This is a genomic window from Streptomyces amakusaensis, assembly GCF_039532665.1.
Classification (GTDB): Bacteria; Actinomycetota; Actinomycetes; order Streptomycetales; family Streptomycetaceae; genus Streptomyces; species Streptomyces amakusaensis.
In genome coordinates, this window is sequence record NZ_BAAASB010000015.1 from 84900 (window position 1) to 111822 (window position 26923).

Below are 26923 nucleotides of genomic sequence, written 5' to 3' on the forward strand. Positions count from 1 at the left end.
CGGATCGTACTCGCTGGCCCTGCCACGTGCACGATCGGAGCGGGGCATGCGCCACCGCGGCCCCCCGGCGGAGCGCGGCGGCCCTACCGGGACCCTTCCCGACATCTTCCGAAACCGGCCCCGGCGCTTTCGCCGCCCCCCGCCGCCCGCTCAAGCGGACGCGGCGGCCCGCAGCCGGGCGAACTCCTCGGCCATCGACTCGGCCGTCCAGCGCGCGTTCAGCCCGCTCGGATTGGGCAGCGCCCAGATCCGGGTGTCGCCCACCGTCGTCTCCTGCGGGCCGATCCGCGCCCCGCGCTCGCCGAAGGCCGTGCGGTACGCGGTCACCCCGACCACCGCCAGCCACCGGGGCTCCAGGGCGGCCACCTTCTCCCGCAGCAGCCGGCCGCCCTCCCGCAGCTCCTCCGCGTCCAGCTCGTCGGCGCGCGCCGTCGCCCGTGCCACCACATTGGTGATGCCCAGCCTGTACGACGGCAGCTCGCCCTGCTCCGAGGGCGTCAGCAGCCGGGGCGTGAAGCCCGAGAGGTGCAGAACCGGCCAGAATCGATTGCCCGGGCGCGCGAAGTGAAAACCGGTCGCCGCCGACAGCAGCCCCGGATTGATACCGCAGAAAAGCACCTGGAGACCGTCCGCGACCACATCACCGACGACGCGATCACGGGCGGCCTCCAGCTCTTCGGGGGTCAGAGGATCGACCCCGGGGTGTAGCCGGCCGCCGCCGGGTTCCGCTTGACGATCTCCTCGATACGGGAGACCACTGCCGCGACCTGGCCGGCCGCCGCCCCGGTGAACGACAGCTTGTCCGCCATCAGGGCGTCCAGCTGCTCCCGGTCCAGCGGAATGCGCTCGTCCGAGGCGAGCTTCGGCAGCAGCTCATTGCGCTCCGCGCCCTGCTCGCGCATCGCCAGCGCGGCGGCCACCGCGTGCTCCTTGATCGCCTCGTGCGCCTCCTCGCGGCCCACCCCGGCCCGCACCGCGGCCATCAGCACCTTGGTGGTGGCGAGGAACGGCAGATACCGGTCGAGTTCGCGGGCGACCACGGCGGGGAAGGCGCCGAACTCGTCCAGCACCGTCAGGAAGGTCTCCAGCAGCCCGTCCAGGGCGAAGAACGCGTCCGGCAGCGCCACCCGGCGTACCACCGAACAGGACACATCGCCCTCGTTCCACTGGTCGCCGGCCAGCTCGCCCGTCATCGACGCGTAGCCGCGCAGAATGACCATCAGACCGTTCACCCGCTCGCAGGAGCGCGTGTTCATCTTGTGCGGCATGGCCGAGGAACCGACCTGCCCCGGCTTGAAACCCTCGGTGACCAGCTCGTGCCCGGCCATCAGCCGGATCGTCTTGGCGATCGAGGAGGGGGCCGCCGCCAGCTGCACCAGCGCGGTGACCACGTCGTAGTCGAGCGAGCGCGGATAGACCTGGCCGACCGAGGTGAAGGCCTCGGCGAAGCCCAGGTGGGCGGCGATGCGCCCCTCCAGCTCGGCCAGGGCCGCGCCGTCGCCGCCCAGCAGATCCAGCATGTCCTGCGCCGTGCCCACCGGGCCCTTGATGCCGCGCAGCGGATAGCGGCCCAGCAGGTCCTCCAGCCGCCCATGGGCGACCAGCAGCTCGTCGGCGGCGGTCGCGAAGCGCTTCCCGAGCGTCGTGGCCTGCGCGGCCACATTGTGCGAGCGCCCGGCCATCACCAGCTCGGCGTACTCGGCGGACAGCTTCCCGAGCCGGGCCAGCACCGCCACCGTGCGGTCGCGCACCAGCTCCAGCGAGAGCCGGATCTGGAGCTGCTCCACATTCTCGGTCAGATCGCGGGAGGTCATCCCCTTGTGGATCTGCTCATGACCGGCGAGGGCGTTGAACTCCTCGATCCGGGCCTTCACATCGTGCCGGGTGATCTTCTCGCGCTCGGCGATCGAGGCCAGATCGACCTGGTCGAGCACGCGTTCGTAGTCGTCGATGGCCGCTTCGGGGACCTCGATGCCGAGATCCTTCTGCGCGCGCAGAACCGCGAGCCAGAGCCGGCGCTCCAGTCTCACCTTCTGCTCGGGAGACCAGAGAGCGGCCAGCTCCACCGAGGCATAGCGGCCGGCCAGGACATTGGGGATGCGAGGCTTCGCAGACACAGCAGTCACACGGCCAGATTCTACTGGCGCTTTCTGCAGGCCAGCGCCCCGGTCGCGGTTGTACGTTGCTACGAGGGCCGCTCCGGGCGATCCGGACCCGGCGGCGGCTCGTACGGCAGCAGCTCCGGCCGCTTCGCCGGGAGCCCGTCCCCCGAGGAACGGCCGGTCAGCCGCCGCCCCACCCAGGGCCCCAGATGGCGGCGGGCGAACCGCAGATCATCGGCCCGCCGGGCCGCCCACCGCGCCGGGGCGGCCGGCGGCAGCGGTGTCCGCCAGTCGTCCCGGGCCGCCAGCCCCAGCGTCTGCCAGACGGCCTCGGCGACCCGGCGATGGCCCTCCGCCGTCAGATGCAGCCGGTCCGCGTCCCACAGCCGGGGATCGCCCAGCGCCCCCGAGCCGTACAGATCCACCACCAGCGCGCCGTGCCGGGCCGCGACCGCGTCCACCACGGCGAACAGCTCCTCCATCCGGGGCCGGAAGCGGTCCATCACCGGCCCCGCGCGCCCCGGGCTGCGCATCAGCACCAGCTGTCGGCAGGAGGGCGCGAGCGTCGCCGCGGCCTCCTCCAGCCGCGCCCGCACCCTGCCCATGTCGCAGGAGGGGCGCAGCGCGTCGTTGAGGCCGCCCACCAGCGTCACCAGATCGGCCCGCATCGCGGCGGCCGGGGCGACCTGCTCGTCCACGATCTGGCCGATGAGCTTCCCGCGCACCGCGAGATTGGCGTACCGGAAACCCGGCGAACGGGCGGCGAGCCGGGCCGCGAGGAGATCCGCCCAGCCCCGGTAGGAACCGTCGGGCAGCAGATCGGACATTCCCTCGGTGAAGGAGTCACCCACCGCGACAAAGCTTGTGTAATTGGCACTCGTCTCCATGGCGCTGACGATCCTACCGCCGGGTACGCACCGTGCGCCGGGCGGAAACGGAACGGCCCGGGCCCCCTCGGAGGGGACCCGGGCCGCAGCCTCGTGGAAGATCAGTCGCGTCTGCCGACCAGCTCCCGCAGCACATCCTCCATGGTGACCAGACCCTCCGGAGCGCCGTCGTCGTCCAGCACCGCCGCCAGATGGGTACGGCTGCGGCGCATCGCGGTCAGCACATCGTCGAGCGGGGTCACCCCGCGCACCCGGGCGATCGGCCGCATGGCCGCCACCGGGAACGGTTCGTCGCGAGGGGCCGCGTCCAGGGCGTCCTTCACATGGAGATAGCCGAGGATGCCCCGGCCCGCGTCGGCCACGGGGAACCGCGAGAACCCGGACTCCGCCGACAGCAGCTCCAGCTGCTCCGGAGTCGTCCCGACCCGTGCGTACACCACCTGCTCGACCGGCATGATCACATCGCGCACCGGACGACGGCCCAGCTCCAGGGCGTCGCGCAGCCGCTCGGCCGAACGGTCGTCCAGCAGACCGGCGTCACCCGCGTCCGCCACCATGCGGGCCAGCTCGTCGTCCGAGAACGTGGCCGAGACCTCGTCCTTGGCGTCGACCTTCAGCAGCCGCAGCAGTGTGTTGGCGAAGGCGTTGATCGTGAAGATCACCGGGCGCAGCCCGCGCGCCACCGCCACCAGCGGCGGGCCGAGCAGCAGCGCGGTGCGCGTCGGCTCGGCGAGCGCGATGTTCTTCGGCACCATCTCGCCGAGGAGCATGTGCAGATACGTCGCCAGCGACAGGGCGATGACGAACGAGATCGGATGGATCGCGCCGTCGGGCACCCCGAGCGAGTGGAACACCGGCTCCAGCAGATGCGCGATCGCCGGCTCGGCGACGATGCCGAGGATCAGGGTGCACAGGGTGATGCCCAGCTGAGCCGCCGCCAGCAGCGCCGACACATGCTCCAGACCCCACAGCACACTGCGGGCACGGCGGTTGCCGGCCTCCGCGGCCGGCTCGATCTGGCTGCGGCGCACGGAGATCAGCGCGAACTCCGCGCCCACGAAGAAGGCGTTGACCACCAGGGTCAGCAGACCGATGAGAAGCTGAATCGCGATCATCGTCCGGCCTCCTCGGCACCCGAACCGGCGGACACGTCGGACGGACCCGACGGCGCGTGCATCAGCACCCGCGCGGCCCGCCGCCCGGAGGCGTCGACGACATCGAGCCGCCACCCCTCCAGATCGATCCGGTCACCCTCGGCCGGGATCCTCCCCAGCTCGTTGGCGACCAGACCGGCGAGGGTCTCGTACGGACCCTCCGGCACCTTCAGGCCGACCTGCTCCAGCTGGTCGGTGCGGGCCGCGCCGTCGGCCGACCACAGCGGGCGGCCGTCGGCGTCCTCACCGGCCGGGGCCAGATCGGGGGTCTCGTGCGGATCGTGCTCGTCGCGCACCTCGCCGACGACCTCCTCGACGATGTCCTCCATCGTCACCACTCCGGCCGTGCCGCCGTACTCGTCGATGACCACGGCCATCGTGGATCTGCCGCCGAGCCGGTCCAGCAACCGGTCCACGGTCAGCGTCTCCGGCACCAGCAGCGGCTCGCGCAGCACGTCGGAGACGCTCCGGCGCGGCCGAAGCTCCGCCGGGATCGCCAGCACGTCCTTGATGTGCGCGATGCCGACGACCGTGTCGAGACTGCCCCGGTACACCGGGAAGCGCGAGAGACCGGTCGCCCGGGTGGCGTTGGCCACGTCCTCGGCCGTCGCCTGCACCTCCAGCGCCGTCACCTGGACCCGCGGGGTCATGACATTCTCCGCGGTCAGCTCGGACAGGCTCAGAGTGCGGACGAACAGCTCGGCCGTGTCCGCCTCCAGCGAGCCCTCCTTCGCCGAGTGACGGGCGAGCGCCACCAGCTCCTGAGGGCTGCGCGCGGAGGCCAGCTCCTCGGTCGGCTCCATGCCGAGCCGGCGCAGGATGTGGTTGGCGGTGTTGTTGAGATGGCTGATGAGCGGTTTGAACGCGGCGGTGAAGAGCCGCTGCGCCGGGGCCACGACCTTCGCGACGGCCAGCGGGGAGGAGATCGCCCAGTTCTTGGGGACCAGCTCGCCGACGACCATCAGCACGACCGTGGAGAAGGCGGTGCCGAGCACCAGGGCGACCGAGGAGGTCACCGAGGAGGAGAGCCCGAGGCCCTCCAGCGGACCGCGGATGAGCTTGGAGATCGAGGGCTCGGAGAGCATGCCGACGACCAGATTGGTCACGGTGATGCCCAGCTGCGCGCCGGAGAGCTGGAAGGTCAGCCCGCGCACGGCCTTGAGGGCGCTCGCCGCCCCGCGCTCGCCGCGCGCGACGGCGCTCTCGAGGTCGGAGCGCTCGACGGTGGTGAGGGAGAACTCCGCCGCCACGAAGACGCCACAGGCGAGCGAGAGGAGCAGTGCCACGATCAGAAGGAGCACTTCGGTCATCGGGCCACCTCCGTCCCACGGCCGGACGGGTACGGGAGGGGTGCTCGATGTCTGCTACTGGGAGGCTCGTCCATGGACGGACGCTCACACCTTTCGTATGGAGAGTAGTGATCCACCCCATCGTAAAGGACCGGCAAAGTCGGTGACGGGACGGGCTGTCTCCAGATTATCCGGAAGGCGGCCCGCGCAAGCCACGCCGGGGGACCGCACACCCGTCGCACCGGACGCGCGGTCCCCCGGGAAAGAGCCTCCGGCGGCCTCCTCCGGTCAGCGGGCCGCGGGCTCGGTGTACGGCTTCACCCAGCGCCGCCAGTGATCCTCGCGCCGGTACCCGGCGGCGGCCCAGACCCGCCGCGCCCGCTCGTTGTCCTCCAGCACCATCGCGTCGCCGCGCCGCCCGCCCACGGCGGCGAACCGCGACTCGGCGGCCTCCAGCAGCGCCGTGCCGATGCCCCGCCGGCGGAAGGCGGGAAGGACGGCCAGCCGGTACAGCGAGCAGCGCCAGCCGTCCCAGCCCGCGATCACCGAGCCGACCAGCCTTCCCCCGGACTCGGCGAGGATCAGGGCCCCGGGGTCGCGGGCGATCAGCCGGCCGACCCCGTCCACGTCGTCGGTGATGCTCGTACCCTCGGCGGCCTCGGCCCAGAAGGCCAGCACGGTCTCGGCCTCATCGGCCCTCGCGGTGCGTATACGCAGATCGGTCATGGCCCCAGAGCCAAGCACGAGCGCTCCGGGCCGGGCCACCGCTTTCCACCGGTGCTCCCGCTCGCTACCCGGCCGGGTCGGGCGGCGACTCGACGAAGCAGAACTCATTGCCCTCCGGGTCCTGAAGCACCTGGAACCGGCCCTGGGAGTCGGGGGTCACCGGGCCGACCCGGCTCGCGCCGAGCCCGACCGCGGTCTCGGCCGCCCGCTCCACGTCCCCCGCCTCCGCGTCCAGGTCCAGATGGACCCGGTTCTTGACGGTCTTGCCCTCCGGCACCCGCTGGAACGCCAGGCGCGGACCCTCGGGCGGGTCGACGAAGGACCAGTCGGGCCCCCGGTCGACCGGCTCCCCGCCCAGCAGAGCGGCCCAGAACCGCACCAGACGGGCGGGCTCCCCGCAGTCGAAGACGATCTCGCTGATCCTCGTCGCCATCCCCACTCATCCCATCGCGGCGGCCGGCACGCCACCGTTCATCGAGGCCGTGAACGCGTCCGCGCCCCACCGGCCGCCCAGAATCGGAGCGAGCCAGTCGGCGGCCCGCTCCCGGAACACCGCGGGGGCCAGCCGGCCCGCCCCCGCCGGCACCGCGCCCAGCAGCGGCGCACCGGCCGCCTCCGGGAGATCGAAGAGATTGCACCGGGCGGCGAGATCGGGCTCGGCCGGCCAGCTCCCGACCACCACACCGAGCTGGTCGATGCCCCGGGCGCGCAGCGCCTCGCCGGTCAGCGCCACCGAGTTGAGCGTGCCGAGACCCGCCGGGGCGACCACCAGCACCGGCGCGCCGAGCAGCCGCGCGGCGTCGGCGAGGGTGTCGCCGCCCGCGTCGAGGCGTACGAGCAGCCCGCCCGCGCCCTCGACCACCACCAGCTCGTGCTCATGGGCCAGCCGGCCCACGCACTCGGCGACCTCCCGGGCCCGCACCCCGGGCATTCCGGCCCGCCGGGCGGCGGCGGCGGGCGCGAGCGGCTCCCGGAAGCGGGCCAGCTCCACGCCGTGCAGCGGCCCGCCGAGCCTGCGCACCTCGTCCAGGTCGCCCGGCTCCCCGGGCTCGACGCCGGTCTGGGCGGGCTTGGCCACGGCGATCCGGCGGCCCTTCGCGAGGGCCACGACCGCGGCGGTGACCACGGTCTTCCCGATCTCCGTGCCGGTGCCGGAGACGACGATGACGGACATGCGGTTGCTCTGCCTTCCTGGCCGTTCTGTTCTGCTCTGTCTTCCCCTCCGGGGACCGAGTCGGTCCCCGGAGGGGCCTCGTACGCTCAGCCCGCTGCCGCCGCCGCGCACACCCCCGCGCACAGCCGCGCCAGATCCTCGTCGTCCGTCACATACGGCGGCATCACATAGACCAGGTCCCGGAAGGGCCGCAGCCACACCCCGGCCCGCACCGCGGCCCCGGTCGCGGCGGCCATGTCCACCTGATGGTCCAGCTGGACCACGCCGATGCCGCCCAGCACCCGCACCTCGGCGACCCCGGGCAGCTCCCCGGCCGCCGCCAGCCCCTCCCGCAGCCCCGACTCCAGGCGCTTGACGTCCTGCTCCCACTCCCCGGCCAGCAGCAGATCGACGGAGGCCAGCGCTACCGAGGCGGCCAGCGGATTGGCCATGAAGGTCGGCCCGTGCGCCAGCACCGGGACCTCGCCCCGGGATATGCCCTCCGCGACCCCGCTGGTGCACAAGGTCGCCGCCATCGAGAGATAACCGCCGGTCAGCGCCTTGCCCAGACACATCACATCGGGCGAGACCCCGGCCGCACCGGCGGCGAACAGTGTGCCGGACCGCCCGAACCCCGTCGCGATCTCGTCGAAGACCAGCAGCACCCCGTGCGCGTCGCACGCCTCCCGGAGCACCCGCAGATACGCGGGGGAGTGGAACCGCATCCCGCCCGCGCCCTGCACCACCGGCTCCACGATCACCGCGGCGAGTTCGTCGGCGTGCCGGGCGATCAGCTCGCGCAGCTGCTCCGCGTACGACTCCTCGTACTCCGGGGGAGGCGCGTCCGCGAAGATCTGCCGGGGCAGCGCCCCCGACCACAGCCGGTGCATCCCGCCGTCGGGGTCGCAGACCGCCATCGGCTGCCAGGTGTCCCCGTGGTAGCCGCCGCGCCAGGTCAGCAGCCGCCGCTTGGCCGGGCGGCCCAGCGAGCGCCAGTACTGGAGACACATCTTGACCGCGACCTCGACCGCGACCGAGCCCGAGTCGGAGAGGAACACATGGCGCAGCGGCTCGGGAGTGATCTCCACCAGCCTGGCCGCCAGCCGGACGGCGGGCTCGTGCGTGAGCCCGCCGAACATCACATGGCTCATCCGGTCCAGCTGGCCGCGCGCCGCCTCGTTGAGCACGGGGTGGTTGTAGCCGTGGATCGCCGACCACCACGAGGACATCCCGTCGATCAGCTCCCGCCGCCCGTGCACCGGCTCGGCCAGTCTCAGCCGTACCCCCGAGGCCGACTCCACCACCAGCGGATCGGCGCGGCCCGGCATCGGGCCGTAGGGGTGCCAGACATGGGCCCGGTCCAGGGCCAGCAGCTCGGGGACGGAGAGCGGCTCAGGCATTGGGCGCGAGATCCGTTCCCGCGCCGCGCCGGCGCACGGCCACCAGATCCGTACGGGCCCCGGGGACCGAAGCCGTCCCGGCGGGGGCCTCGGCGACGGCCTCGGTCCTGGCCCCGGTCTTGGCCGGGGCGTCGCTCGCGCAGACCGAACCACAGCCGCCCGGGGCCGCCCGGTGCTCGGGAAGGGTCGTCGTCCCCGCGCCCTCCACCTCGAAGCCGGCGTCCGCGATCATGTCGAGGTCGGCCTTGCCGGCCTGCCCCTCGCTGGTCAGGTAGTCCCCGAGGAAGATGGAGTTCACCAGGTGCAGCGCGAGCGGCTGCATCGAGCGCAGATGCACCTCGCGCCCGCCCGCGAGCCGGACCTCGGCGTCCGGGCAGACGAAACGCGTCATCGCCAGGATCCGCAGGCACCGCTGCGGAGTGAGGTTCCACTCCTTGGCCAGCGGAGTCCCCTCGAAGGGGATCAGGAAGTTCACCGGGACCGAGTCCGGGTCCAGTTCACGCAGCGAGAAGACCACGTCGACCAGGTCCTCGTCGCTCTCGCCCATGCCCGCGATCAGCCCGGAGCAGGCCGAAAGACCGGCCGCCTGCGCCTGCCGCACGGTGTCCACCCGGTCCGCGTAGGTGTGGGTGGTGGTGATCTGACCGTAGGTGCCCTCGGAGGTGTTGAGATTGTGGTTGTACGCGTCGGCCCCGGCGTCCCGCAGCCGCTCGGCCTGTCCGGCGGAGAGCAGCCCGAGACAGGCGCAGACCTCCACGTCCTCGTTCTGTTCCTTGATCGCCTCAATGGTCTTCGAGACCCGGTCCACGTCCCGGTCGGTCGGACCGCGTCCGCTGGCGACCAGACAGACGCGCTTCGCGCCGCCCGCGACCCCGGCCGCCGCCGCCTCGGACGCCTCGTCCGGCTTGAGCCAGGTGTACTTGAGGATCCCGGCCTTCGACCCGAGGCGCTGGGAGCAGTAGGAACAGTCCTCCGGGCACAGCCCCGACTTGAGGTTGACCAGATAGTTCAGCTTCACCCGCCGCCCGAACCACTGACGGCGCACCTTCCCCGCCGCGGCCACCACGTCCAGCAACTCGTCGTCCGAGGTCGCCAGTACGGCGAGTGCTTCTTCACGGCTCGGCGGCTCGCGCCGCAGGCCCTTCTCCACCAGCGTGTTCAGCAGGTCCATGACGCCGATCCTGGCGTACGGCACATGCCCGGGGAAAGGCGGAACTCCACAACAGACCTTGTTCGAGGTGTGTGCATGACCACATCCGCTCCCGGATCCACCCCGGTTAGGGTCTGTGCGGTGCCTACAAAACCCCCTGTCGGCCCGGCCCGTACGCCCCCGGCGCGGGGTCCCCGCGTCAGAGCACCGGAAGAGGACCCGACGACCATGGCCCAGGACCCTTCGACCCCTCAGGACCCTTTCGAGTGGATCGAGGACGAGGCGCGGCGTCGTGAGCGCACGGGTCTGGTGCGCGGGCTCCGGCCGCGCCCCGCCGACTCCCCGGTGCTCGACCTCGCCGGGAACGACTATCTCGGCCTCACCCGCCACCCCGAGATCACCGGGGCCGCCGGGGCAGCCGCCCACCGCTGGGGCGCGGGCGCGACCGGCTCACGGCTGGTCACCGGAAGCACCGAACTCCACGCCGAACTGGAGCGGGAACTCGCCGAGTTCTGCGGATTCGAGGCGGCGCTGGTGTTCTCCTCCGGCTACGCCGCCAATCTCGCCGCCGTCACCGCGCTCAGCGGCCCGGACTCGCTCATCGTCTCCGACGCCGGAAATCACGCGTCGATCGTCGACGGCTGCCGGCTCTCGCGCGCCGAGACGGCGATCACCGCGCACGCGGACCCGGAGGCGGTGCGCAAGACCCTCGACGCCCACCCCGGGCGGCGCGCCCTGGTGGTCACCGACTCGGTCTTCTCGGTCGACGGCGACGCGGCCCCGCTGGCGGCGCTCGCCGAAATCTGCCGGGCCCACGGCGCTGCGCTGCTGGTGGACGACGCGCACGGCCTCGGAGTGCTCGGCGACGGCGGCCGGGGCGCACCGCACACGGCGGGCATCGCGGGCGACGGCGGCGTGGTCGCCACGCTGACGCTCTCCAAGTCGCTGGGCGCGCAGGGCGGCGCGGTCCTCGGCCCCGCCCGGGTGATCGGCCAACTGATCAACACCGCCCGCACCTTCATCTTCGACACCGGACTGGCCCCGGCCGCCGCCGGGGCGGCCCTCGCCGCGCTGCGGCTGCTGCGCCGCGAGCCGGGCCGGGCGGCCAGGGTCCGTACGGTCGCCGGGGCCCTGTACGGCGGACTGACGGCGCGGGGGCTGACGGCCGTACGTCCCGAAGCCGCCGTGGTCTCGGTGCGCGCGCCCTCGCCGTCGGCCGCGGTGGAGTGGGCCGGGGCCTGCCGCTCGGCCGGACTGGCCGTCGGCTGCTTCCGTCCCCCGTCGGTGCCGGACGGCGTCTCCCGGCTGCGGCTGACGGCCCGTGCCGATCTGACCGACCAGCAGATCGCCTGGGCGGTCTCGACGGTCGCCCGGACCGCGCCCGCGCCCGGCTGAGGTCTCCCGCGCCTTTCCGCCCCGAGGGCGAAGTACGGCGAACATCCCCTGTCGGAGGCGGATGAGTGGCACTCTGGCCACCAGCGCAATCCGTGGCCGCCCGCGCGATCCCGCTTCGCGTGCGGACCCGGCCCCGGTGGAACAAAGGGACGGTGTCGCCATGGCAGACCTGAAGAAAGCTTCCCTCACCCTGCCGACCGACCCCGTCTCGGTCTCCGCGGCCCGGAGGTTCGCCCTGGACGTCCTCGGCGAGTGGGGGCTGCCGTCCGGCTGCGAGGCGGCCGACATCGTCCGGCTGGTCGTCTCGGAGCTGGCGACCAACGCCGTGCAGCACACCTTCGGCCAGTCGCCCACCTTCACGGTGGAGGTGGAACTGGAGCGCGACGAGCGGCTCCGGGTCGGGGTGACCGACAGTCACCCGCGCTGGCCCCAGCGGCTGCCCGCCGCGGTGCGGCAGGACAACGGGCGGGGGATGGTGATCGTCCGCAGTCTCATGGCGGCGAACGGCGGGAAGCTGACGGTCACACCGACCGAGGAGGGCGGCAAGACGGTCTGGATCGCCCTTCCGTGGCCGAGCGGCCTTCCCGGCTGAGAGGACGGCCCCCGTCGGACGCTCTCCGCCGGACGGCCTCCGCCCGGCCGCCGGAGAGCGTCCGACGGCCGGGCGGGGCCTGAGACCGGGCCGGGTGGCGTGCTGTCAGCGCACCCGGCCGTACTTCACGCTCTTGCTCCAGATCTTGTCCAGCTTCACCCAGGACCCCCTCTTGGGCGAGTGCCAGATCTTTCCCTTCCCGGCGTAGATGCCGACGTGGTACACGTAGCCGCCGGAGTGGAAGAACACCAGGTCTCCGGCCTTGCGTGCCTTGGGGGACACGCGCTTTGTCTTGTTGTACTGCTGGTGCGCGGTACGGGGGAGCTTCTTGCCGGCCTTCTTGTACGAGTAGACCGTCAGCCCGGAGCAGTCGAAGCGCGAGGGACCCGTGGCGCCGTATCCGTAGGGCGAGCCCTTCTTGGACTCCGCCACCTTCAGCGCCTTGCTCGCGTGCGACGTCGCGGCGTGCGCCTCGGACGTGCCGCCCGGCGCGAGCAGCGATCCACCGACGGCGGCGAGGGTGAGAGCCGTCACGGCCCCCGCCCGGCTCATCAGAAACGGGACGTTTGTGTGCGCGGTCATGCGCGACCCTTCGTCAGCCGCCTGTGAAGGATGACCTGTCGGGTTCGGGCGGACGAAGGTGCCCGGCCGCATGACGCGGCTTCACCCCGAGGGACTTCCGGATCTCCCGGACGCCCCGTACTGCTTGGGTCCTCCACTCCTGCCGAAGCACTTCTGTCGACCAGTCATCCGAAGCGGCGGCAGGACTCGGCGTCCGCTCGGACTGCCCCGCCGAGGTGACGGGGGCTTGTCGTCCCAGGGATCTTGACCCATGACATGTCAAATTTCCGAGCGGAAACGGCGATATGTGAGTTTTAACACCCTTGGTCCGTTCAGGTGGACAGGCCCTGCGGGGAGTTCGGCCCTCGACACCTGAGCATGCCCGCACCAGCACCGGAATACATCATTCCGTGATTTTGTCCTCGTGTTGCGCAAGTTGACCGTAGTTGCCAGTGGGACGGCATATACATCAAACGGAGTACCTCCCCCGGCACTCGAACGGCGGTTGACCGCGTGGCCGACGGGGCGTCAAAGAGAGTCAGCAAGGCGGTCCGGCCGCCCCACGATTGCGGACAACATGGTCGATAAGGCCATATTCCATGGCGGCTGAGGCGGTGAGAAAGGTGTCCCGCTCCAGATCGGCCGCGACCCGCTCGGCGCTCCGCCCCGAGTGCCGGGCCGGCAGCCCGGTCAGCCGGCCGCGCAGCCGCAGCAGTTCCGCCGCCCGGATCTCCAGGTCGGACGGCGTGCCGCGCACCGGCTCGGCCTCGGCCGGCCGGCGAAGGACGATCCGCGCGCCGGGCAGCGCCAGCCGTTTCCCGGGGGTTCCCGCCGCGAGCAGCAGCGCGGCGCTCGACACCGCCTGGCCGAGGCAGATCGTCTCCACTTCGCAAGTGATCATTTGCAGTGTGTCGTAGATCGCGGACATCGCGTCGAGCGAGCCGCCGGGGGAGTTGATGCAGAGCGAGACGTCCCGGTCGGGAGCCGCGTACTCCAGATGCAGCAGCTGGGCGATGACGTCGGTGGCCGCGGTGTCGTCCACGGGGGTGCCGAGGAAGACGATCCGCTCGGCCAGCAGCTTGGCGTACGGATCGTGGGTGCGGACGCCGTTCGGCGTGCGCTCGGTGAACTCCGGCAGGACACGGCGGTTCTGAGGGGAGGGGTGGTTCATGGCGTGCCTCCTCGTACGTGACATCGGCGGAGAGTGCCGTCCGTAAAAAAATGTACAGGACGTACAGAGCGTTATGATGGTGCCATGGCGTATGAGATTCCGGTGACGCAGGCCCGCGCGGAGCTTGCCGATCTGATCAACCGAGTGGTCTACGGCGGCGAGCGCGTAGTGGTGACCCGGCACGGGAAACCGCTCGTGGCGCTGGTGTCCGCCGAGGACTTGGCGCGCCTGGAGGCGGACCGGGGGGCCGTGGGCGAGCCGGTGGTCAGCTCGGTCTCCTCGCTGGAGTCCGCGACCGCCGCCCCGGACGAGCGGGGCCGCTTCGGACTCACGGCGGAGCACCACCGCCGCCCCGGCCATCGGGGCTGACACCCCCCCCGTACGACAAGACCGCGCGACCGCATGCCCCGTACGACCGGACGCCCGCCGGACCGTGGCCGATACACGCTCCGGCGGCCTTGCGTGCGCCCTTCCCGGAGCGGCTGAATCACGCCCCCACCGGAAGTGGCGCGCATCACCACCCGGATGGGCCATCTCCGTACAGAACAGACCAGTTCACACCCTGCCGTCGATGCACCGCTCACCGGGACACGGCTCACCGGTTATTGGTTAGGTAAAGAAACAGCCGCACGGCCTGTCGCCGGACGCCCTTCACGCGCGAGGATCCCCCGAAGGACTCGACGGAGAAGGGAAGTTCCTGGTGAGACGCACAGCGATGTTCGGCGCTACCGGCACTCTGATAGCGGGCACGCTCATGGCGGGCGCGATCGCGGCCCCGGTCGCGCAGGCCGAATCCCGCCACCAAAGCTGGTACGAGGCGCGCGGGGTGGAGACGGCCGCCGAACGCGCCGCGCAGAAGGGCATCGACTGGGCCGACTGTCCCGCCGACTGGAACCTCCCCAAGCCCATCCAGTGCGGCACGGTCACCGTGCCGCTCGACTACGCCAAGCCGAACGGCCGGCAGATCACCCTCGCCGTCGACCGGATCGGCAACACCGGCACCAAGGAGGAGCGCCAGGGCGCGCTCCTCTACAACCCCGGCGGCCCCGGCGGCTCCGGAATGCGCTTCCCCACCCGGGTCACCAACAAGAGCCCGCTCTGGGCGAAGACCGCCAAGGCCTACGACTTCGTCGGCTTCGACCCCCGGGGCGTGGGCCGCTCGACCCCGATCTCCTGCGTCGACCCGCAGGAGTTCGTCAAGGCCCCCAAGGCCGACCCGGTCCCCGACAGCGAGGCCGACAAGCGCGCCCAGCGCAGGCTCGCCGCCGAGTACGCGGACGGCTGCGCCGAGCGCAGCGGCTGGATGCTGCCGCACATGACCACCCCGAACACCGCCCGCGACCTCGATGTCATCCGGGCCGCCCTGGGCGAGGAGAAGCTCAACTTCCTCGGCGTCTCCTACGGCACCTACCTGGGCGCGGTCTACGCGACGCTCTTCCCGGGCCATGTCCGCCGCATGGTCGTGGACAGCGTGGTCAACCCCTCGCGCCAGAAGATCTGGTACCAGGCCAACCTGGACCAGGACGTCGCCTTCGAGATGCGCTGGAACGACTGGAAGCAGTGGGTCGCCGACAACGACGCGACCTACAAGCTCGGCGACACCCCGGCGAAGGTCGAGGCGCAGTGGCAGAAGCTGCGCGCCGCCGCCAAGGCCGCCCCCCTCGGCGGGGTCGTCGGCCCGGCCGAGCTGACCGGCTTCTTCCAGGGCGCGCCGTACTACGACTCCTCCTGGGCGCCGGTCGCCCGGATCTTCAGCAAGTACGTCGCCGGCGACCCGCAGCCGCTGATCGACGCGGCCGGCCCGGACCTCTCCGACACCGCCGGAAACGCCCGCTCGGAGAACAGCAACGCCGTCTACACGGCCGTCGAGTGCGCCGACGCCAAGTGGCCCACCAAGTGGAAGACGTGGGACCGGGACAACACCCGGCTCCACCAGGACTACCCCTTCCTGACCTGGTCCAACGCCTGGATGAACCTCCCCTGCTCCACCTGGTCCACCAAGCAGCACACCGCGGTCAACGTGAAGTCGTCCAAGGGTCTGCCGGGCGTGCTCATCGTGCAGGCCGAGCGCGACGCCGCCACCCCCGTCGAGGGCGCGTACGAGCTGCACAAGCGGCTCAAGGGCTCGCGTCTGATCGTCGAGAAGAACGCCGGTTCGCACGGCGTCACCGGCATCACCAACGCCTGTGTCAACCAGCGGGTCGACGCCTACCTGCTCAACGGCACCCTGGACGCGGCCAATGTGACGTGCGACCCGCACGCCGCCCCCAAGCCGTGACCGTCCGAGGCTGAACAGAGGGAGGGGCGGCCGGTCATCCGGCCGCCCCTCCCTTCTTGTCGCGCGACTTCCGCACCTCCTCCAGCTCCGCCTTGACCTCGGCCGCGTACCGGTCCACGTACTCCTGGCCGGAGAGCGAGAGGATCGCGTACATGATCTCGTCGGTGACCGCCCGGATCGCGGCCTTCTCGTTCTCCAGCCCCGCGTAGCGGGAGAAGTCCAGCGGCTCCCCGAACCGCACCGTGACCCGTTTGATCTTCGGCAGCGCCTGCCCGGGCGGCTGGATCTCGAAGGTGCCCACCATGGCGCAGGGAATCACCGGCACACCGGCCCGGACCGCCATCACCGCCACCCCGACCTTCCCCTTGTAGAGCCGGCCGTCGTGCGAGCGGGTCCCCTCCGGGTAGATGCCGAGCAGCTCGCCCCGGCCGAGCACCCCGAGCCCCTCACGGATGGCCGCCTGCCCGGCGTCCTTGCCGGATCTGTCCACCGGGATCTGCCCCGCGCTGCGGAAGAACGCGGCGGTCAGCCGGCCCCTGAGGCCGGGGCCGGTGAAATACTCCGCCTTCGCGAGGAAGGTGATGCGCCGCTTGATGATCGCGGGCATCAGGAAGTGGTCCGAGAACGAGAGATGGTTGCCGGCGACGATGGCCGCGCCCTCCTCGGGGATGTGCTCCAGCCCCTCGATCCGGGGGCGGAACAGCAGACGCAGCAGCGGGCCCAGCAGGACATGTTTGAGCAGGTGGTAGAACACCGGGCACTCCCTACTCCGGCGGTCCGGGCCAGAGCTGCGGTCCATCGGAGGAAGGACTCGAAGAGGCAAGTGTAGGCACGGCCGCCCCCGCGCCGGGGGCACGTCGCGATCCCGTCCGCCGGGCACACCCTTGTGAGTGAAGCGCACCGGTACACGGCCGCTCCCGGTCCGCGCGAGGCCCCGCCCCCGCCGCCCGCCCGGGTCAGGTGCCGCGCGAGGCGACCACCCCGAGCGTCACCAGGCCGAGCACCACCCAGCCGAACCAGAGCCAGCCGTTGCTGCCGAGTGCCACCGTGTACGCGGTCACGACCACCAGGGTCGCGACCGTGAGCACTCCCATCGCCTTCGTGGATCCGGACATGCGCGCCCTCCTTGGACGACCCGGCCGCCGAAGGTCATCGTCACCCGGGCACCCGGGTTCGCGCTACCGCCCGGCCGGGTGGACCCGGTCCGGTCCGGGCCGGACCGATCGGGCGGGCTATCGCGCGCCCGGGCTCCCGTCGCGCGCGTGGAGCGAGGCGAGATAGGCGTTGTACGCCTCAAGGTCCTTGTCGCCGTCCCGGTCGGCGGCCCGGTCGGTCCGCCGGGCCGACCGCTCCTCGGAGCGGTTCCACTGGTAGACCAGCGCGATCAGCACCAGCACCGAGGGAATCTCGCTGAACGCCCAGGCGATCCCGCCCGCCGCGTTCTGGTCGGACATCACATCGATGCCCAGCGAGGCCGGGGGCGAGGCGTACGCGCCGACCAGCGGCTCGCTGCCCATCATCAGCGCGATGCCGAAGAAGGCGTGGAAGGGCATGCCCGCGAACAGCTCCAGCATCCGCATCACATAGCCGGGCCGGTGCGGCCCCGGGTCCACCCCCATGATCGGCCAGAAGAAGACCAGGCCGGTGATGAGGAAGTGCACCATCATCGCGAGGTGGCCGAGCGTCGACTCCATCAGGAAGTCGAAGAGCGGGGTGAAGTAGAGCCCGTACAGACTCGCGATGAAGAGCGGAATGGTGAACGCGGGGTGCGTCACGATCCGGATGTAGCGGCTCTGGAGCAGATTGAGCAGCAGCTCGCGCGGTCCTGTGCGGCCCCGGCCGGCGACCGGCAGGGAGCGCAGCGTCAGGGTCACCGGCGCGCCCAGCAGCAGCAGGATCGGCGAGACCATGCTGATGATCATGTGCTGCACCATGTGCACGCTAAACATGACCATGCCGTAGTCGTTGAGCCCGGTGCACGTCGCCAGCATGATCGTCAGCACGCCGGTGGCGAAGAAGACCGTACGGCTCGTCTGCCAGGCGTCACCGCGCCGGCGCAGCCGCACCACACCCCAGCCGTACAGCGCCAGCGCCAGCAGACAGCCGGTCAGGAAGAAGGGGTCCGGTGAGAACTCCAGCCCCCGCCCCAGCGTGAACGGCGGCAGATCCATCGACATGCCGTGCCCGCTGTGATCCATCCGCCGGCTCCTGATTCGTCCTGGTTGCGCATTTGCCGGAACCAGACTAGAACCGCCCCCGATCGCGATCGCGACCGGGGGCGGTTCTCAGGGAGTCTCTTCGGAGCGGGGAGCGTCCTCGGGGGTCCGGCTCACAGCACGCACTGGGCCTCGGCGTACCGCTCGGCCGGGACGGTCTTCAGGGTCCGCACGGCGTCCGCCAGCGGAACCATCGTGATCTCGGTGCCGCGCAGCGCGGTGAGCATGCCGAACTGGCCCCGGTGCGCCGCCTCCACCGCGTGCCAGCCGAAGCGGGTGGCGAGCACCCTGTCGTACGCGGTGGGGGTGCCGCCGCGCTGGACATGGCCGAGGATCACCGGGCGGGCCTCCTTGCCGAGGCGCTGCTCCAGCTCGATGGAGAGCTGACGGGCGACCCCGGCGAAGCGCTCATGGCCGTAGACGTCCTTGCCGCCCTCGTCCCAGCGCATCGAGCCCTCGCGCGGCTTGGCGCCCTCGGCGACCACGACGATGGCGAACCGCTTGCCCGCCTCGAAGCGCTCGCCGACCCGCTTGGACAGCTCCTCGATGTCGAAGGGCCGCTCGGGCACGACGATGGCGTGCGCGCCGGCCGCCATCCCGGAGTGCAGGGCGATCCACCCGGTGTGCCGGCCCATGACCTCCACGATCAGCACGCGCTGATGCGACTCGGCGGTGGTCTTCAGCCGGTCCAGCGCCTCGGTCGCCACACCGACGGCGGTGTCGAAGCCGAAGGTGACATCGGTCGAGGCGATGTCGTTGTCGATGGTCTTGGGGACGCCGACGATCGGCAGACCGCCCTCGGAGAGCAGATGGGCCGCCTTGAGCGTGCCCTCGCCGCCGATCGGGATGATCGCGTCGAGGCCCAGCTCCTCGACGTACCCCTTGGCGCGTTCCACACCGTCGCGCAAATCCTCGGGACGGACCCGGGAAGAGCCGAGAATGGTGCCGCCGCGGGCCAGAATGCCACCGACCGCGTCCAGGTCGAGCTTGCGGTAGTCGCACTCCAGAAGACCGCGCCAGCCGTCGTGGAAGCCGATGACCTCGTCGCCGTGGTCGACGACCGCGCGATGCACGACGGAGCGGATGACGGCGTTCAGACCGGGGCAGTCGCCGCCGGAGGTGAGCACACCAATGCGCATTGCCCGAATTACCTTTGCAACGTGGGCCGACTCCCGGACCACGTCGTCCGGCTGGATCTCTGTCACCCTACCGGCGCGGGGTGGCGGTGACCGAATGGGGCGTCCCATCAGCTGGGACGCCCCATGAAACGGACGACTGGCGTCCGGTGCTCTCCGCCGGGTCAGGCGGGCTGGCTCGCGGAGGCGATGCGCTCATTGCGCAGCGCCTCGTACCAGCGGTCGTCGGTCGGCGGCAGGGCGTTCACATCGAGGGCCAGCTTCAGCAGCAGATCGGCGATCTGCGGATTGCGGGCCATCACCGGGCCGTGCATGTAGGTGCCGAAGACGGTGTCGTTGTACGCGCCCTCGGTGCCGTCGCCGGTGCCGTTGCCCCGGCCGATGACGGTGCGGGCGAAGGGGCGGGCGGTCGGTCCCAGATGGGTGACGCCCTGGTGGTTCTCGAAGCCGGTCAGCTGCGGCAGTCCGAACCGGGGGTCGATGTCGGCCAGTACGTCGCCGACGCACCGCTCGCCCTCGCCCCGGGTGGAGACCACGTCGATCAGGCCGAGGCCCGGCTGGCGCTCGCCCAGGTCGTTGATGAACTCGTGACCGAGGATCTGATAGCCGGCGCAGACCGAGAAGATGATCGCGCCGTTGGACGAGGCCCGGGAGAGCCCGCCGTCGCGGAGCAGCCGCTCGGACGCCAGCCGCTGCGGCCGGTCCTCACCGCCGCCGATCAGATAGATGTCGCCGGAGGTGGGGATCGGCTGGTCGCTGCGGACGTCGACCCGCTGCACATCGAGACCGCGCTGCCGGGCCCGGCGCTCCACGACCAGGGCGTTTCCCTGGTCGCCGTAGGTGCTGAGCAGGTCCGGGTAGACCCAGACCAGACGCAGGCTGCTGTCGCTCATGTCTGCTATGTCCTTAACGTCTCTTCGGGCTCGCGGATCAGTTGCCGACGCGGCGGCGCACGTCCTGGAAGGCGGTGTAGTTGCCGATCAGCTCGATCCGCCCCGGCGGGGCCATGCCCACCGCCTCGTCGACCGTGTCACAGACCCGGAAGTCCAGCCCCGCGACCTCCAGCCGGACGGCCAGGTCCAGCCGCCGGTCGCCGATCACGATGATCGGGTGCCCGGCGAGCCGGGTGTAGTCCACGTCCCAGAGCCAGGAGGTGTCGGTGCCGTCCGCGCCCCGGGCGTTGACCGCGAGGATCACCGGGGTCGGCGGCGGGTCGATCAGCGAGAAGGTCTCCAGCCAGCCCGCCGGGTTCTTGGCGAGCAGCAGCCGCAGATCCCGGTCCATGAAGCTGACCACGTCGTACCGGCCGGCCACGGCCTGTACGGAGTACATCCGCTCCAGCGCGACCTGCGGCGGCACGCCGAAGCAGGCGGCCACGGCGGCCGAGGTGGCGGCGTTGGCCTTGTTGGCGCGGCCGGGCAGCTGGAGCCGGATCGGCCAGGCCGAGCCGTGCGGGTCCAGCACATAGTCGCCGTTCAGCACCCAGCTGGGGGTGGGGCGGCGGAAGCCGCACTCACCGCAGTACCAGTCGTCGCCCGGGCGCTGCATCACACCGCCGCAGGCCGGGCACGACCAGGCGTCGTCCTTCCACTCCTGGCCGGCCGCCACCCACACCACATTGGGCGAGGAGGAGGCGGACCAGACGATCAGCGGGTCGTCGGCGTTGGCGATGACGACCGCCTTGGAGCCGGCGAGCCCCTCCCGCCACTTCTCGGCGAGCATCCGGGTCTCGGCCGCGCGGTCCAGCTGGTCGCGGGAGAGGTTGAGCAGCGCGATCGCCTTGGGTGTGACATCGCGTGCCACTCCGGCGAGGTACTTCTCATCGACCTCGATCACGCCGAACTTGGCGTCCGAGCCGCCCGCCAGGGCGGAGGTGATGCCCGCGGGCATGTTCGCGCCGAGGGCGTTGGAGACGACCGGGCCCGCGGCGCGCAGGGCCTCGGCGATCAGCCGGGTCGTGGTGGTCTTGCCGTTGGTGGCCGACACGAGGACGACGTCCAGGTGTTGCGCGAGCCGCCCCAGCAGATCGGGGTCGAGCTTGAGCGCGACCCGGCCGCCGATCACCGAACCGCTGCCGCGTCCGGCCGCGCGAGAGACCGCGGCTGCGGCTCTGCCCGCCGTCACGGCGAGCTTGGCGCGCGGCGTCAGTGGCTCCGAGTTGCCTGACATCGTCCTTGATCCTCCTTGCATCGGTCGGCCCAAGCCTATCCACGTCCGGACACCGGCCCGTACCTCGGCACCGCCGGAGCGGACCCGCTCCCGGCGGAACGTACGCTTACGGCATGCGAAACCGGCTGATCCCCGGCACTTTTGGACTCGTACGGCCCATGAGCCTGCTCGGGGACGCCGTGCTGCACGCCCCCTGTGAGAGTGTGACCGACTTCGGCCCGCCGCTGGAACGGCTCGTCGAGGACATGTACGCGACGATGTACGCGGCGCAGGGCGTCGGCCTGGCGGCGAACCAGGTGGGCGTCGGGCTGAAGGTGCTGGTCTACGACTGTCCCGACGACGAGGACGTCCGCCATCTCGGACACATCGTCAATCCGCGTCTGGTGGAGGCCGACGGACTCGTCATGCGGGGTCCGGAGGGATGTCTGTCGCTGCCGGGCCTGGAGGCCGGGACCGAGCGGTTCGACCGGGCGGTGGTGGAGGGCGTGCGGCTGGACGGCTCGCCGGTGCGCGTCGAGGGCACGGGCTTCTTCGCCCGCTGCCTTCAGCACGAGTGCGACCATCTGGAGGGCACGGTCTACCCGGACCGCCTCACCGGCCGGCGCCGGGCCAGGCTGCTGCGCGCGGCCCGCCGCGCGCCCTGGGCGGCGGCGCGGACGCAGGACCCGCCCGGCTGACGGCCGTGCGCGGACCTCTCTCCGGAAAGCGGGTCCCTTCAGAAGCCCGGACCGCCCGCCCGGTCGGGGGCCGTCGCCAGCCGGCCCCAGAGCATGTCCGCGAGGCTGTGCACCAACTCGGCCCGTGAGCAGGGCCGCTCGGCGAGCCACCAGTCGCCCGCCGCGTGCATCATCCCGACGATCCCGTGCCCCCACACCCGGGCCAGCCGCTCGCCCCCGGGGGCCGGTTCCACCCGGTCGTGGATCACCTTCGCCAGCTCCTCGCCGAGCCGCCGCAGCAGCGGCGCGGAGTGCCGGCCCGCGTCGAATCCCGCCTCCGCCGACCCCGGCTGCGGGGAGTCCTCCGCCGGGTGCATCAGAAAGCGGTAGACCTGCGGCCGGGCCTCGATCGCGGCGAGATAGGCGTCCAGCGTCGCCTCGACCCGCCGCCGGCGGTCCGCCGGGGCGTCCAGGGCCTCGCGCAGCGAGTCGAGCAGCGCGTCGGTGTGGCGCTCGGCCAGCGCCCGGTACAGTCCGCCCTTGTCGCCGAAGTGGCGGTACAGGATCGGCTTGGTGATGCCCGCCTCCGCCGCGATCGCGTTCATGGAGGCGTGCGGGCCGTCCCGGAGCACCACCCGGTCCGCCGCTTCGAGCAGCTCGCGGCGGCGCTGGTCGGCCGGTCTGCCGATGGTCTGCTGTGTGGTCGCCATAGGTGTGCTTCTCCCCGCCCGAGCGATTGCGTGACGCCTGCGAAAACTAACACTCCGAGCGCCCGCCGGGGGTAGCCGTTTTCCATGGGCCGGCATGACCGGCGGACCGGCGGGAGGCCGCTGCCGCCACGGCAGTTACCGCAAGTAAGGCGAGTGGGGCGACAGCCGGCGTCACCGTCCGGACCGGGTCAGAGCAGCGCCTCGATCGCCGCGATCACCTCGGGCGACTCCGGGTCGGTGCCCGGCCGGATCCGGGCCGCGACCGTGCCGTCCTCGGAGATCAGGAACTTCTCGAAGTTCCACTGGACGTCCCCGGCCGCGCCCTCCGCGTCCGCCGAGCGGGTCAGCTCCGCGTAGAGCGGATGCCGGCCCTCCCCGTTCACCTCGACCTTCTCCAGCAGGGGGAAGGTCACCCCGTACGTCGCCGAGCAGAACGTCCCGATCTCCTCCGCGCTCCCGGGCTCCTGGCCCGCGAACTGGTTGCAGGGCACGCCCACGACCGTGAGGCCCCGGTCGCCGTACCGCCGCTGAAGCCGTTCGAGACCGGCGTACTGAGGGGTCAGACCGCACTGCGAGGCCACATTCACCACCAGGACGGCCTTGCCCCGGTAGGAGGCGAGCGTGGTCGGCTCATCGGTGAGGGTGCGCAGCGGAATGTCGTACAAAGTCGTCATCCGTGAACTCTTCCATAGGCGATACGGCGATAAACAGGGAAAGCGGAGGATCTCGCCGGAGTCAGCCGGACAATGGCCGGAACAGACCCTCCTGCACCACCGACACCAGCAGCTCTCCCGCACGGTTGTAGATCCGGCCCCGGGCCAGCCCCCGGCCGCCCGTGGAGATCGGGGACTCCTGGTCGTACAGGAACCACTCGTCCGCCCGGAAGGGACGGTGGAACCACATCGCGTGGTCCAGCGAGGCCATGTCGTAGCCGCGCCGCCCCCACAGCGGCTCCACCGGGATCCGCACCGCGTCCAGCAGCGTCATGTCGCTCGCGTACGTCAGCGCGCAGGTGTGCACCAGCGGATCGTCGCCCAGCGGGCCCACCGCGCGCATCCACACCGCGCTGCGCGGGTCCGACTCCTTCTCCTCGACCTCCTGGGGCGTCCAGCGCAGCCGCTCGGTGTAGCGGATGTCGAAGGGCAGCCGGCGGGCCATCCGCTCCAGGGTCTCCGGCAGCGCCCCCAGCTGCCCGCGGATCTCGTCGGCGACCGTGGGCAGCGTCTCGGGGTCGGGGAAGGCCAGCCGGGGCGGCAGCTGGTGCTCGATCCCGCCCTCCTCGGGCCGGTGGAAGGAGGCCGTCAGATTGAAGATCGTCCGGCCCTCCTGGACGGCGGTGACCCGGCGGGTGGTGAAGGACCGGCCGTCCCGCACCCGCTCCACCTGGTACACGATCGGCACCCCGGGCCGCCCCGGCCGCAGGAAGTACGCGTGCAGGGAGTGCACCGGGCGGTCCCCGTCGGTGGTCCGGCCCGCCGCCACCAGCGCCTGGCCCGCGACCTGCCCGCCGAAGACCCGCTGAAGGGACTCGTTCGGGCTCGCGCCGCGGAAGATGTTCACCTCGATCCGCTCCAGATCGAGCAGATCCACCAGACGCTCCGCCGGATTCACCATGCCAGTTCCTCCTCAGTGCCCCGGCATCAGAGCCGGCCGACGGAGGTGACCCGGACGACCGCCCGGCCCTCGTCGTCGGAGGCCGCCAGATCGACCTCCGCGCTGATGCCCCAGTCATGATCGTCGCTCGGGTCCGCGAAGATCTGCCGCACGCGCCAGAGACCGTGCGGTTCGTCCTCCTCGATCAGCAGCAGCCGGGGCCCGCGGGCGTCGGGGCCGGTGCCCAGCTCCTCGTGCTCGTCCCAGTACGCGTCCATCGCGCCGCCCCACGCGTCCGCGTCCCAGCCCGACTCCGCGTCCAGCTCGCCCAGCTCGCCGACCTTGTCGAGCGCGGCCAGCTCCACCCGCCGGAACATGGCGTTCCGTACCAGTACGCGGAAGGCGCGGGCGTTCGCCGTGACCGGCTTGACCTGGTCCGCCTTCTCCTGGGCCTGCTCGGCGGTCTCCACCTCCGGATTGGCCAGCTGCTCCCACTCGTCCAGCAGGCTGGAGTCCACCTGGCGCACCAGCTCGCCGAGCCAGGCGATCAGATCCTGGAGATCCTCCGACTTGAGATCGTCCGGAATGGTGTGCTCCAGGGCCTTGTACGCGCCCGCCAGATAGCGCAGCACGATGCCCTCGGTCCGGGCCAGCTCGTAGACCGAGGTGAACTCGGTGAACGTCAGCGCCCGCTCGTACATGTCCCGGACCACCGACTTCGGCGAGACCGGGTGGTCGCCGACCCACGGGTGGCTGGTGCGGTAGGTGTCGTACGCGTGCCAGAGCAGCTCCTCCAGTGGCTTCGGGTAGCCCACCTCCTGGAGCCGCTCCATCCGCTCCTCGTACTCGACGCCGTCGGCCTTCATCAGCGCGACGGCCTCGCCGCGCGCCTTGTTCTGCTGGGCGGCGAGGATCTGGCGCGGGTCGTCGAGGGTGGACTCCACCACCGACACCATGTCCAGCGCGTACGAGGGCGACTCGGGGTCGAGCAGCTCGAAGGAGGCCAGCGCGAAGGTGGAGAGCGGCTGGTTGAGCGCGAAGTCCTGCTGGAGGTCGACGGTGAGCCGGACGATGCGGCCCTGGGCGTCCGGCTCGTCCAGCCGCTCCACCACCCCGCCGGCCAGCAGCGAGCGGTAGATCGCGATCGCCCGGCGGATGTGCCGCAGCTGGTTGCGGCGCGGCTCGTGGTTGTCCTCCAGCAGCCTGCGCATCGCGTCGAAGGCATTGCCCGGCCGGGCGATGACCGACAGCAGCATGGTGTGCGTGACCTTGAAACGCGAGTTCAGCGGCTCCGGGTCGGAGTCGATCAGCTTCTCGAAGGTGGTGTCCGACCAGGCGACGAAGCCGTCGGGGGCCTTCTTGCGGACGACCTTGCGCCGCTTCTTCGGGTCGTCGCCGGCCTTGGCGAGCGCCTTGTCGTTCTCGATGACATGCTCGGGCGCCTGCGCGGCGACCAGCCCCGCCGTGTCGAATCCGGCCCGCCCGGCCCGGCCGGCGATCTGGTGGAACTCCCGGGCCCGCAGGGTGCGCACCCTGGTGCCGTCGTACTTGGTGAGCGCGGTGAAGAGCACCGTACGGATCGGGACGTTCACCCCGACGCCGAGGGTGTCCGTGCCGCAGATCACCTTCAGCAGGCCCGCCTGGGCGAGCTTCTCGACCAGCCGGCGGTACTTGGGCAGCATTCCGGCGTGGTGCACGCCGATGCCGTGCCGCACATAGCGGGAGAGATTGCGCCCGAACTTGGTGGTGAAGCGGAAGCCGCCGATCAGCTCGGCGATCTTCTCCTTCTCCTCCTTCGAGCACATGTTGATGCTCATCAGCGACTGCGCCCGCTCCACGGCCGCCGCCTGGGTGAAGTGCACGATGTAGACCGGGGCCTGCCGGGTTTCCAGCAGCTCGGTCAGCGTCTCCGTGATCGGGGTGCGCCGGTACTCGTACGACAGCGGCACCGGGCGGGTCGCGGAGCGCACGACGGCGGTGGGGCGGCCGGTGCGGCGGGTCAGATCCCGTTCAAAACGGGAGACGTCGCCGAGGGTCGCCGACATCAGCACGAACTGTGCCTGCGGCAGCTCCAGGATCGGGATCTGCCAGGCCCAGCCCCGGTCCGGCTCGGCGTAGAAGTGGAACTCGTCCATCACGACCTGGCCGATGTCGGCGTCCTTGCCGTCGCGCAGGGCGATGGAGGCCAGCACCTCGGCGGTGCAGCAGATCACCGGCGCGTCCGCGTTGACGGACGCGTCGCCCGTCAGCATGCCCACGTTCTCGGTGCCGAAGAGCTTGCACAGGTCGAAGAACTTCTCCGAGACCAGCGCCTTGATCGGCGCGGTGTAGAAGGTGACCTTGTCGGCCGCGAGCGCGGCGAAGTGCGCGCCCGCCGCGATCAGGCTCTTCCCGGACCCGGTGGGGGTGGAGACGATGACATTGGCCCCGGAGACCACCTCGATCAGCGCCTCCTCCTGAGCCGGATAGAGGGAGATGCCCCGCTCCTGGGCCCAGGAGGAGAAGGCCTCGAAGAGGGCATCGGGGTCGGCGTCAGGCGGCAGCTGATCAATGAGGGTCACACCCCCCATCTTGCCTGCCCGCAC

At 71.5% G+C, this 26923-nt stretch carries 27 protein-coding genes and 1 riboswitch; of the genes, 5 read left to right on the forward strand and 22 right to left on the reverse strand.

The window, feature by feature from the left end:
* Nucleotides 1-150 precede the first annotated feature (150 nt).
* The 10 genes from mug to bioB form a co-directional block, all read right to left on the reverse strand.
* Nucleotides 151-687, reverse strand: a complete 537-nt coding sequence (mug, locus tag ABD371_RS25395; RefSeq protein WP_344481249.1) for a G/U mismatch-specific DNA glycosylase — start codon at nt 685-687, stop codon at nt 151-153.
* Nucleotides 684-2117 (reverse strand): adenylosuccinate lyase, encoded by a 1434-nt coding sequence (gene purB, locus ABD371_RS25400; RefSeq protein ID WP_344481252.1) that lies wholly within the window; start codon nt 2115-2117, stop codon nt 684-686. Before purB ends, mug begins: the two co-directional genes overlap by 4 nt.
* A 68-nt stretch (nt 2118-2185) precedes the next feature.
* On the reverse strand, nt 2186-2989 hold the full coding sequence (locus ABD371_RS25405) for an SGNH/GDSL hydrolase family protein (RefSeq protein WP_344480790.1): 804 nt from the start codon (nt 2987-2989) through the stop codon (nt 2186-2188).
* Nucleotides 2990-3090: 101 nt separating this feature from the next.
* Nucleotides 3091-4104, reverse strand: a complete 1014-nt coding sequence (locus ABD371_RS25410) for a hemolysin family protein (RefSeq protein WP_344480797.1) — start codon at nt 4102-4104, stop codon at nt 3091-3093.
* Complete coding sequence (locus ABD371_RS25415) at nt 4101-5453, reverse strand: hemolysin family protein (RefSeq protein ID WP_344480804.1); 1353 nt, start codon at nt 5451-5453, stop codon at nt 4101-4103. The genes ABD371_RS25410 and ABD371_RS25415 overlap by 4 nt, the downstream gene beginning before the upstream one ends.
* A gap of 267 nt (nt 5454-5720) precedes the next feature.
* Nucleotides 5721-6158 carry a GNAT family N-acetyltransferase gene (locus ABD371_RS25420; protein WP_344480812.1) on the reverse strand — a complete coding sequence of 146 codons (438 nt, stop codon included), beginning with the start codon at nt 6156-6158 and terminating at the stop codon, nt 5721-5723.
* A 64-nt stretch (nt 6159-6222) separates the two neighbouring features.
* Nucleotides 6223-6591: a VOC family protein gene (locus ABD371_RS25425; protein WP_344480821.1), complete on the reverse strand. Its 369-nt coding sequence runs from the start codon at nt 6589-6591 to the stop codon at nt 6223-6225.
* A gap of 6 nt (nt 6592-6597) precedes the next feature.
* On the reverse strand, nt 6598-7332 hold the full coding sequence (gene bioD / locus ABD371_RS25430) for a dethiobiotin synthase (protein ID WP_344480830.1): 735 nt from the start codon (nt 7330-7332) through the stop codon (nt 6598-6600).
* Nucleotides 7333-7418: 86 nt separating this feature from the next.
* Nucleotides 7419-8711 (reverse strand): adenosylmethionine--8-amino-7-oxononanoate transaminase, encoded by a 1293-nt coding sequence (locus ABD371_RS25435; protein ID WP_344480838.1) that lies wholly within the window; start codon nt 8709-8711, stop codon nt 7419-7421.
* Nucleotides 8704-9882: a biotin synthase BioB gene (gene bioB, locus ABD371_RS25440; RefSeq protein ID WP_344480844.1), complete on the reverse strand. Its 1179-nt coding sequence runs from the start codon at nt 9880-9882 to the stop codon at nt 8704-8706. Before bioB ends, ABD371_RS25435 begins: the two co-directional genes overlap by 8 nt.
* A 207-nt stretch (nt 9883-10089) precedes the next feature.
* Between bioB and ABD371_RS25445 the strand changes: the two genes are divergently transcribed.
* A complete protein-coding gene (locus ABD371_RS25445) occupies nt 10090-11256 on the forward strand; it encodes an 8-amino-7-oxononanoate synthase (protein WP_344480853.1) in 1167 nt (388 codons plus the stop codon).
* A gap of 160 nt (nt 11257-11416) precedes the next feature.
* A complete protein-coding gene (locus ABD371_RS25450; RefSeq protein ID WP_344480862.1) occupies nt 11417-11848 on the forward strand; it encodes an ATP-binding protein in 432 nt (143 codons plus the stop codon).
* A gap of 105 nt (nt 11849-11953) precedes the next feature.
* Here the strand turns inward: ABD371_RS25450 and ABD371_RS25455 are convergent, their stop codons facing one another.
* Together ABD371_RS25455 and ABD371_RS25460 are read right to left on the reverse strand one after the other, a co-directional pair.
* On the reverse strand, nt 11954-12430 hold the full coding sequence (locus ABD371_RS25455) for a C40 family peptidase (protein WP_344480870.1): 477 nt from the start codon (nt 12428-12430) through the stop codon (nt 11954-11956).
* 3 nt (nt 12431-12433) lie between these two features.
* Nucleotides 12434-12590, reverse strand: a riboswitch (cyclic di-AMP (ydaO/yuaA leader).
* Nucleotides 12591-12947: 357 nt separating this feature from the next.
* The gene (locus ABD371_RS25460; RefSeq protein ID WP_344480876.1) at nt 12948-13580 is read right to left on the reverse strand and encodes an ATP-dependent Clp protease proteolytic subunit; all 633 of its coding nucleotides are present in this window, start codon (nt 13578-13580) and stop codon (nt 12948-12950) included.
* Between the two features lie 84 nt (nt 13581-13664).
* On the opposite strand from ABD371_RS25460, the gene ABD371_RS25465 reads away from it, so the two are divergent.
* Nucleotides 13665-13949 carry a type II toxin-antitoxin system Phd/YefM family antitoxin gene (locus ABD371_RS25465; RefSeq protein ID WP_344480883.1) on the forward strand — a complete coding sequence of 95 codons (285 nt, stop codon included), beginning with the start codon at nt 13665-13667 and terminating at the stop codon, nt 13947-13949.
* Nucleotides 13950-14295: 346 nt separating this feature from the next.
* Nucleotides 14296-15858, forward strand: coding sequence for an alpha/beta hydrolase (locus ABD371_RS25470; RefSeq protein ID WP_190126188.1), 1563 nt, complete (start codon nt 14296-14298; stop codon nt 15856-15858).
* A gap of 34 nt (nt 15859-15892) precedes the next feature.
* Here the strand turns inward: ABD371_RS25470 and ABD371_RS25475 are convergent, their stop codons facing one another.
* From ABD371_RS25475 to ABD371_RS25500, 6 genes are all read right to left on the reverse strand, one after another.
* Nucleotides 15893-16612 (reverse strand): lysophospholipid acyltransferase family protein, encoded by a 720-nt coding sequence (locus ABD371_RS25475; protein ID WP_344480890.1) that lies wholly within the window; start codon nt 16610-16612, stop codon nt 15893-15895.
* Nucleotides 16613-16814: 202 nt separating this feature from the next.
* Complete coding sequence (locus ABD371_RS25480; RefSeq protein ID WP_190126151.1) at nt 16815-16973, reverse strand: hypothetical protein; 159 nt, start codon at nt 16971-16973, stop codon at nt 16815-16817.
* A gap of 117 nt (nt 16974-17090) precedes the next feature.
* Nucleotides 17091-18056: a cytochrome c oxidase assembly protein gene (locus tag ABD371_RS25485; RefSeq protein WP_190126152.1), complete on the reverse strand. Its 966-nt coding sequence runs from the start codon at nt 18054-18056 to the stop codon at nt 17091-17093.
* A gap of 131 nt (nt 18057-18187) precedes the next feature.
* Nucleotides 18188-19213, reverse strand: a complete 1026-nt coding sequence (locus tag ABD371_RS25490) for a 6-phosphofructokinase (protein ID WP_190126153.1) — start codon at nt 19211-19213, stop codon at nt 18188-18190.
* A gap of 161 nt (nt 19214-19374) precedes the next feature.
* On the reverse strand, nt 19375-20103 hold the full coding sequence (locus ABD371_RS25495) for a type 1 glutamine amidotransferase (RefSeq protein ID WP_190126154.1): 729 nt from the start codon (nt 20101-20103) through the stop codon (nt 19375-19377).
* A 37-nt stretch (nt 20104-20140) separates the two neighbouring features.
* Nucleotides 20141-21379: a MurT ligase domain-containing protein gene (locus ABD371_RS25500; protein ID WP_190126155.1), complete on the reverse strand. Its 1239-nt coding sequence runs from the start codon at nt 21377-21379 to the stop codon at nt 20141-20143.
* A gap of 113 nt (nt 21380-21492) precedes the next feature.
* Between ABD371_RS25500 and def the strand changes: the two genes are divergently transcribed.
* A complete protein-coding gene (gene def / locus ABD371_RS25505; protein ID WP_190126156.1) occupies nt 21493-22056 on the forward strand; it encodes a peptide deformylase in 564 nt (187 codons plus the stop codon).
* A gap of 38 nt (nt 22057-22094) precedes the next feature.
* Here the strand turns inward: def and ABD371_RS25510 are convergent, their stop codons facing one another.
* From ABD371_RS25510 to ABD371_RS25525, 4 genes are all read right to left on the reverse strand, one after another.
* Entirely contained in the window at nt 22095-22745 is a 651-nt protein-coding gene (locus ABD371_RS25510) for a TetR/AcrR family transcriptional regulator (RefSeq protein WP_344480930.1), read from the reverse strand.
* A 188-nt stretch (nt 22746-22933) separates the two neighbouring features.
* Nucleotides 22934-23419: a glutathione peroxidase gene (locus ABD371_RS25515; protein ID WP_344480937.1), complete on the reverse strand. Its 486-nt coding sequence runs from the start codon at nt 23417-23419 to the stop codon at nt 22934-22936.
* Between the two features lie 61 nt (nt 23420-23480).
* A complete protein-coding gene (locus tag ABD371_RS25520) occupies nt 23481-24359 on the reverse strand; it encodes an acyl-CoA thioesterase (RefSeq protein ID WP_344480945.1) in 879 nt (292 codons plus the stop codon).
* Between the two features lie 26 nt (nt 24360-24385).
* Nucleotides 24386-26899 (reverse strand): DEAD/DEAH box helicase, encoded by a 2514-nt coding sequence (locus ABD371_RS25525; protein WP_344480951.1) that lies wholly within the window; start codon nt 26897-26899, stop codon nt 24386-24388.
* Between the last annotated feature and the right edge of the window lie 24 nt (nt 26900-26923).

Coding starts and splice junctions, on each gene's coding strand:
- ABD371_RS25425 (WP_344480821.1), bottom strand. CDS start 6,591: ATGGCGACGAGGATCAGCGAGATCGTCTTCGACTGCGGGGAGCCCGCC.
- ABD371_RS25455 (WP_344480870.1), bottom strand. CDS start 12,430: ATGACCGCGCACACAAACGTCCCGTTTCTGATGAGCCGGGCGGGGGCC.
- ABD371_RS25480 (WP_190126151.1), bottom strand. CDS start 16,973: ATGTCCGGATCCACGAAGGCGATGGGAGTGCTCACGGTCGCGACCCTG.
- ABD371_RS25435 (WP_344480838.1), bottom strand. CDS start 8,711: ATGCCTGAGCCGCTCTCCGTCCCCGAGCTGCTGGCCCTGGACCGGGCC.
- ABD371_RS25500 (WP_190126155.1), bottom strand. CDS start 21,379: ATGTCAGGCAACTCGGAGCCACTGACGCCGCGCGCCAAGCTCGCCGTG.
- ABD371_RS25445 (WP_344480853.1), top strand. CDS start 10,090: ATGGCCCAGGACCCTTCGACCCCTCAGGACCCTTTCGAGTGGATCGAG.
- ABD371_RS25460 (WP_344480876.1), bottom strand. CDS start 13,580: ATGAACCACCCCTCCCCTCAGAACCGCCGTGTCCTGCCGGAGTTCACC.
- bioD (WP_344480830.1), bottom strand. CDS start 7,332: ATGTCCGTCATCGTCGTCTCCGGCACCGGCACGGAGATCGGGAAGACC.
- ABD371_RS25495 (WP_190126154.1), bottom strand. CDS start 20,103: ATGAGCGACAGCAGCCTGCGTCTGGTCTGGGTCTACCCGGACCTGCTC.
- def (WP_190126156.1), top strand. CDS start 21,493: ATGCGAAACCGGCTGATCCCCGGCACTTTTGGACTCGTACGGCCCATG.
- ABD371_RS25510 (WP_344480930.1), bottom strand. CDS start 22,745: ATGGCGACCACACAGCAGACCATCGGCAGACCGGCCGACCAGCGCCGC.
- ABD371_RS25410 (WP_344480797.1), bottom strand. CDS start 4,104: ATGATCGCGATTCAGCTTCTCATCGGTCTGCTGACCCTGGTGGTCAAC.
- ABD371_RS25485 (WP_190126152.1), bottom strand. CDS start 18,056: ATGGATCACAGCGGGCACGGCATGTCGATGGATCTGCCGCCGTTCACG.
- ABD371_RS25465 (WP_344480883.1), top strand. CDS start 13,665: ATGGCGTATGAGATTCCGGTGACGCAGGCCCGCGCGGAGCTTGCCGAT.
- ABD371_RS25420 (WP_344480812.1), bottom strand. CDS start 6,158: ATGACCGATCTGCGTATACGCACCGCGAGGGCCGATGAGGCCGAGACC.
- ABD371_RS25405 (WP_344480790.1), bottom strand. CDS start 2,989: ATGGAGACGAGTGCCAATTACACAAGCTTTGTCGCGGTGGGTGACTCC.
- ABD371_RS25490 (WP_190126153.1), bottom strand. CDS start 19,213: ATGCGCATTGGTGTGCTCACCTCCGGCGGCGACTGCCCCGGTCTGAAC.
- ABD371_RS25470 (WP_190126188.1), top strand. CDS start 14,296: ATGTTCGGCGCTACCGGCACTCTGATAGCGGGCACGCTCATGGCGGGC.
- ABD371_RS25415 (WP_344480804.1), bottom strand. CDS start 5,453: ATGACCGAAGTGCTCCTTCTGATCGTGGCACTGCTCCTCTCGCTCGCC.
- ABD371_RS25515 (WP_344480937.1), bottom strand. CDS start 23,419: ATGACGACTTTGTACGACATTCCGCTGCGCACCCTCACCGATGAGCCG.
- ABD371_RS25520 (WP_344480945.1), bottom strand. CDS start 24,359: ATGGTGAATCCGGCGGAGCGTCTGGTGGATCTGCTCGATCTGGAGCGG.
- ABD371_RS25450 (WP_344480862.1), top strand. CDS start 11,417: ATGGCAGACCTGAAGAAAGCTTCCCTCACCCTGCCGACCGACCCCGTC.
- bioB (WP_344480844.1), bottom strand. CDS start 9,882: ATGGACCTGCTGAACACGCTGGTGGAGAAGGGCCTGCGGCGCGAGCCG.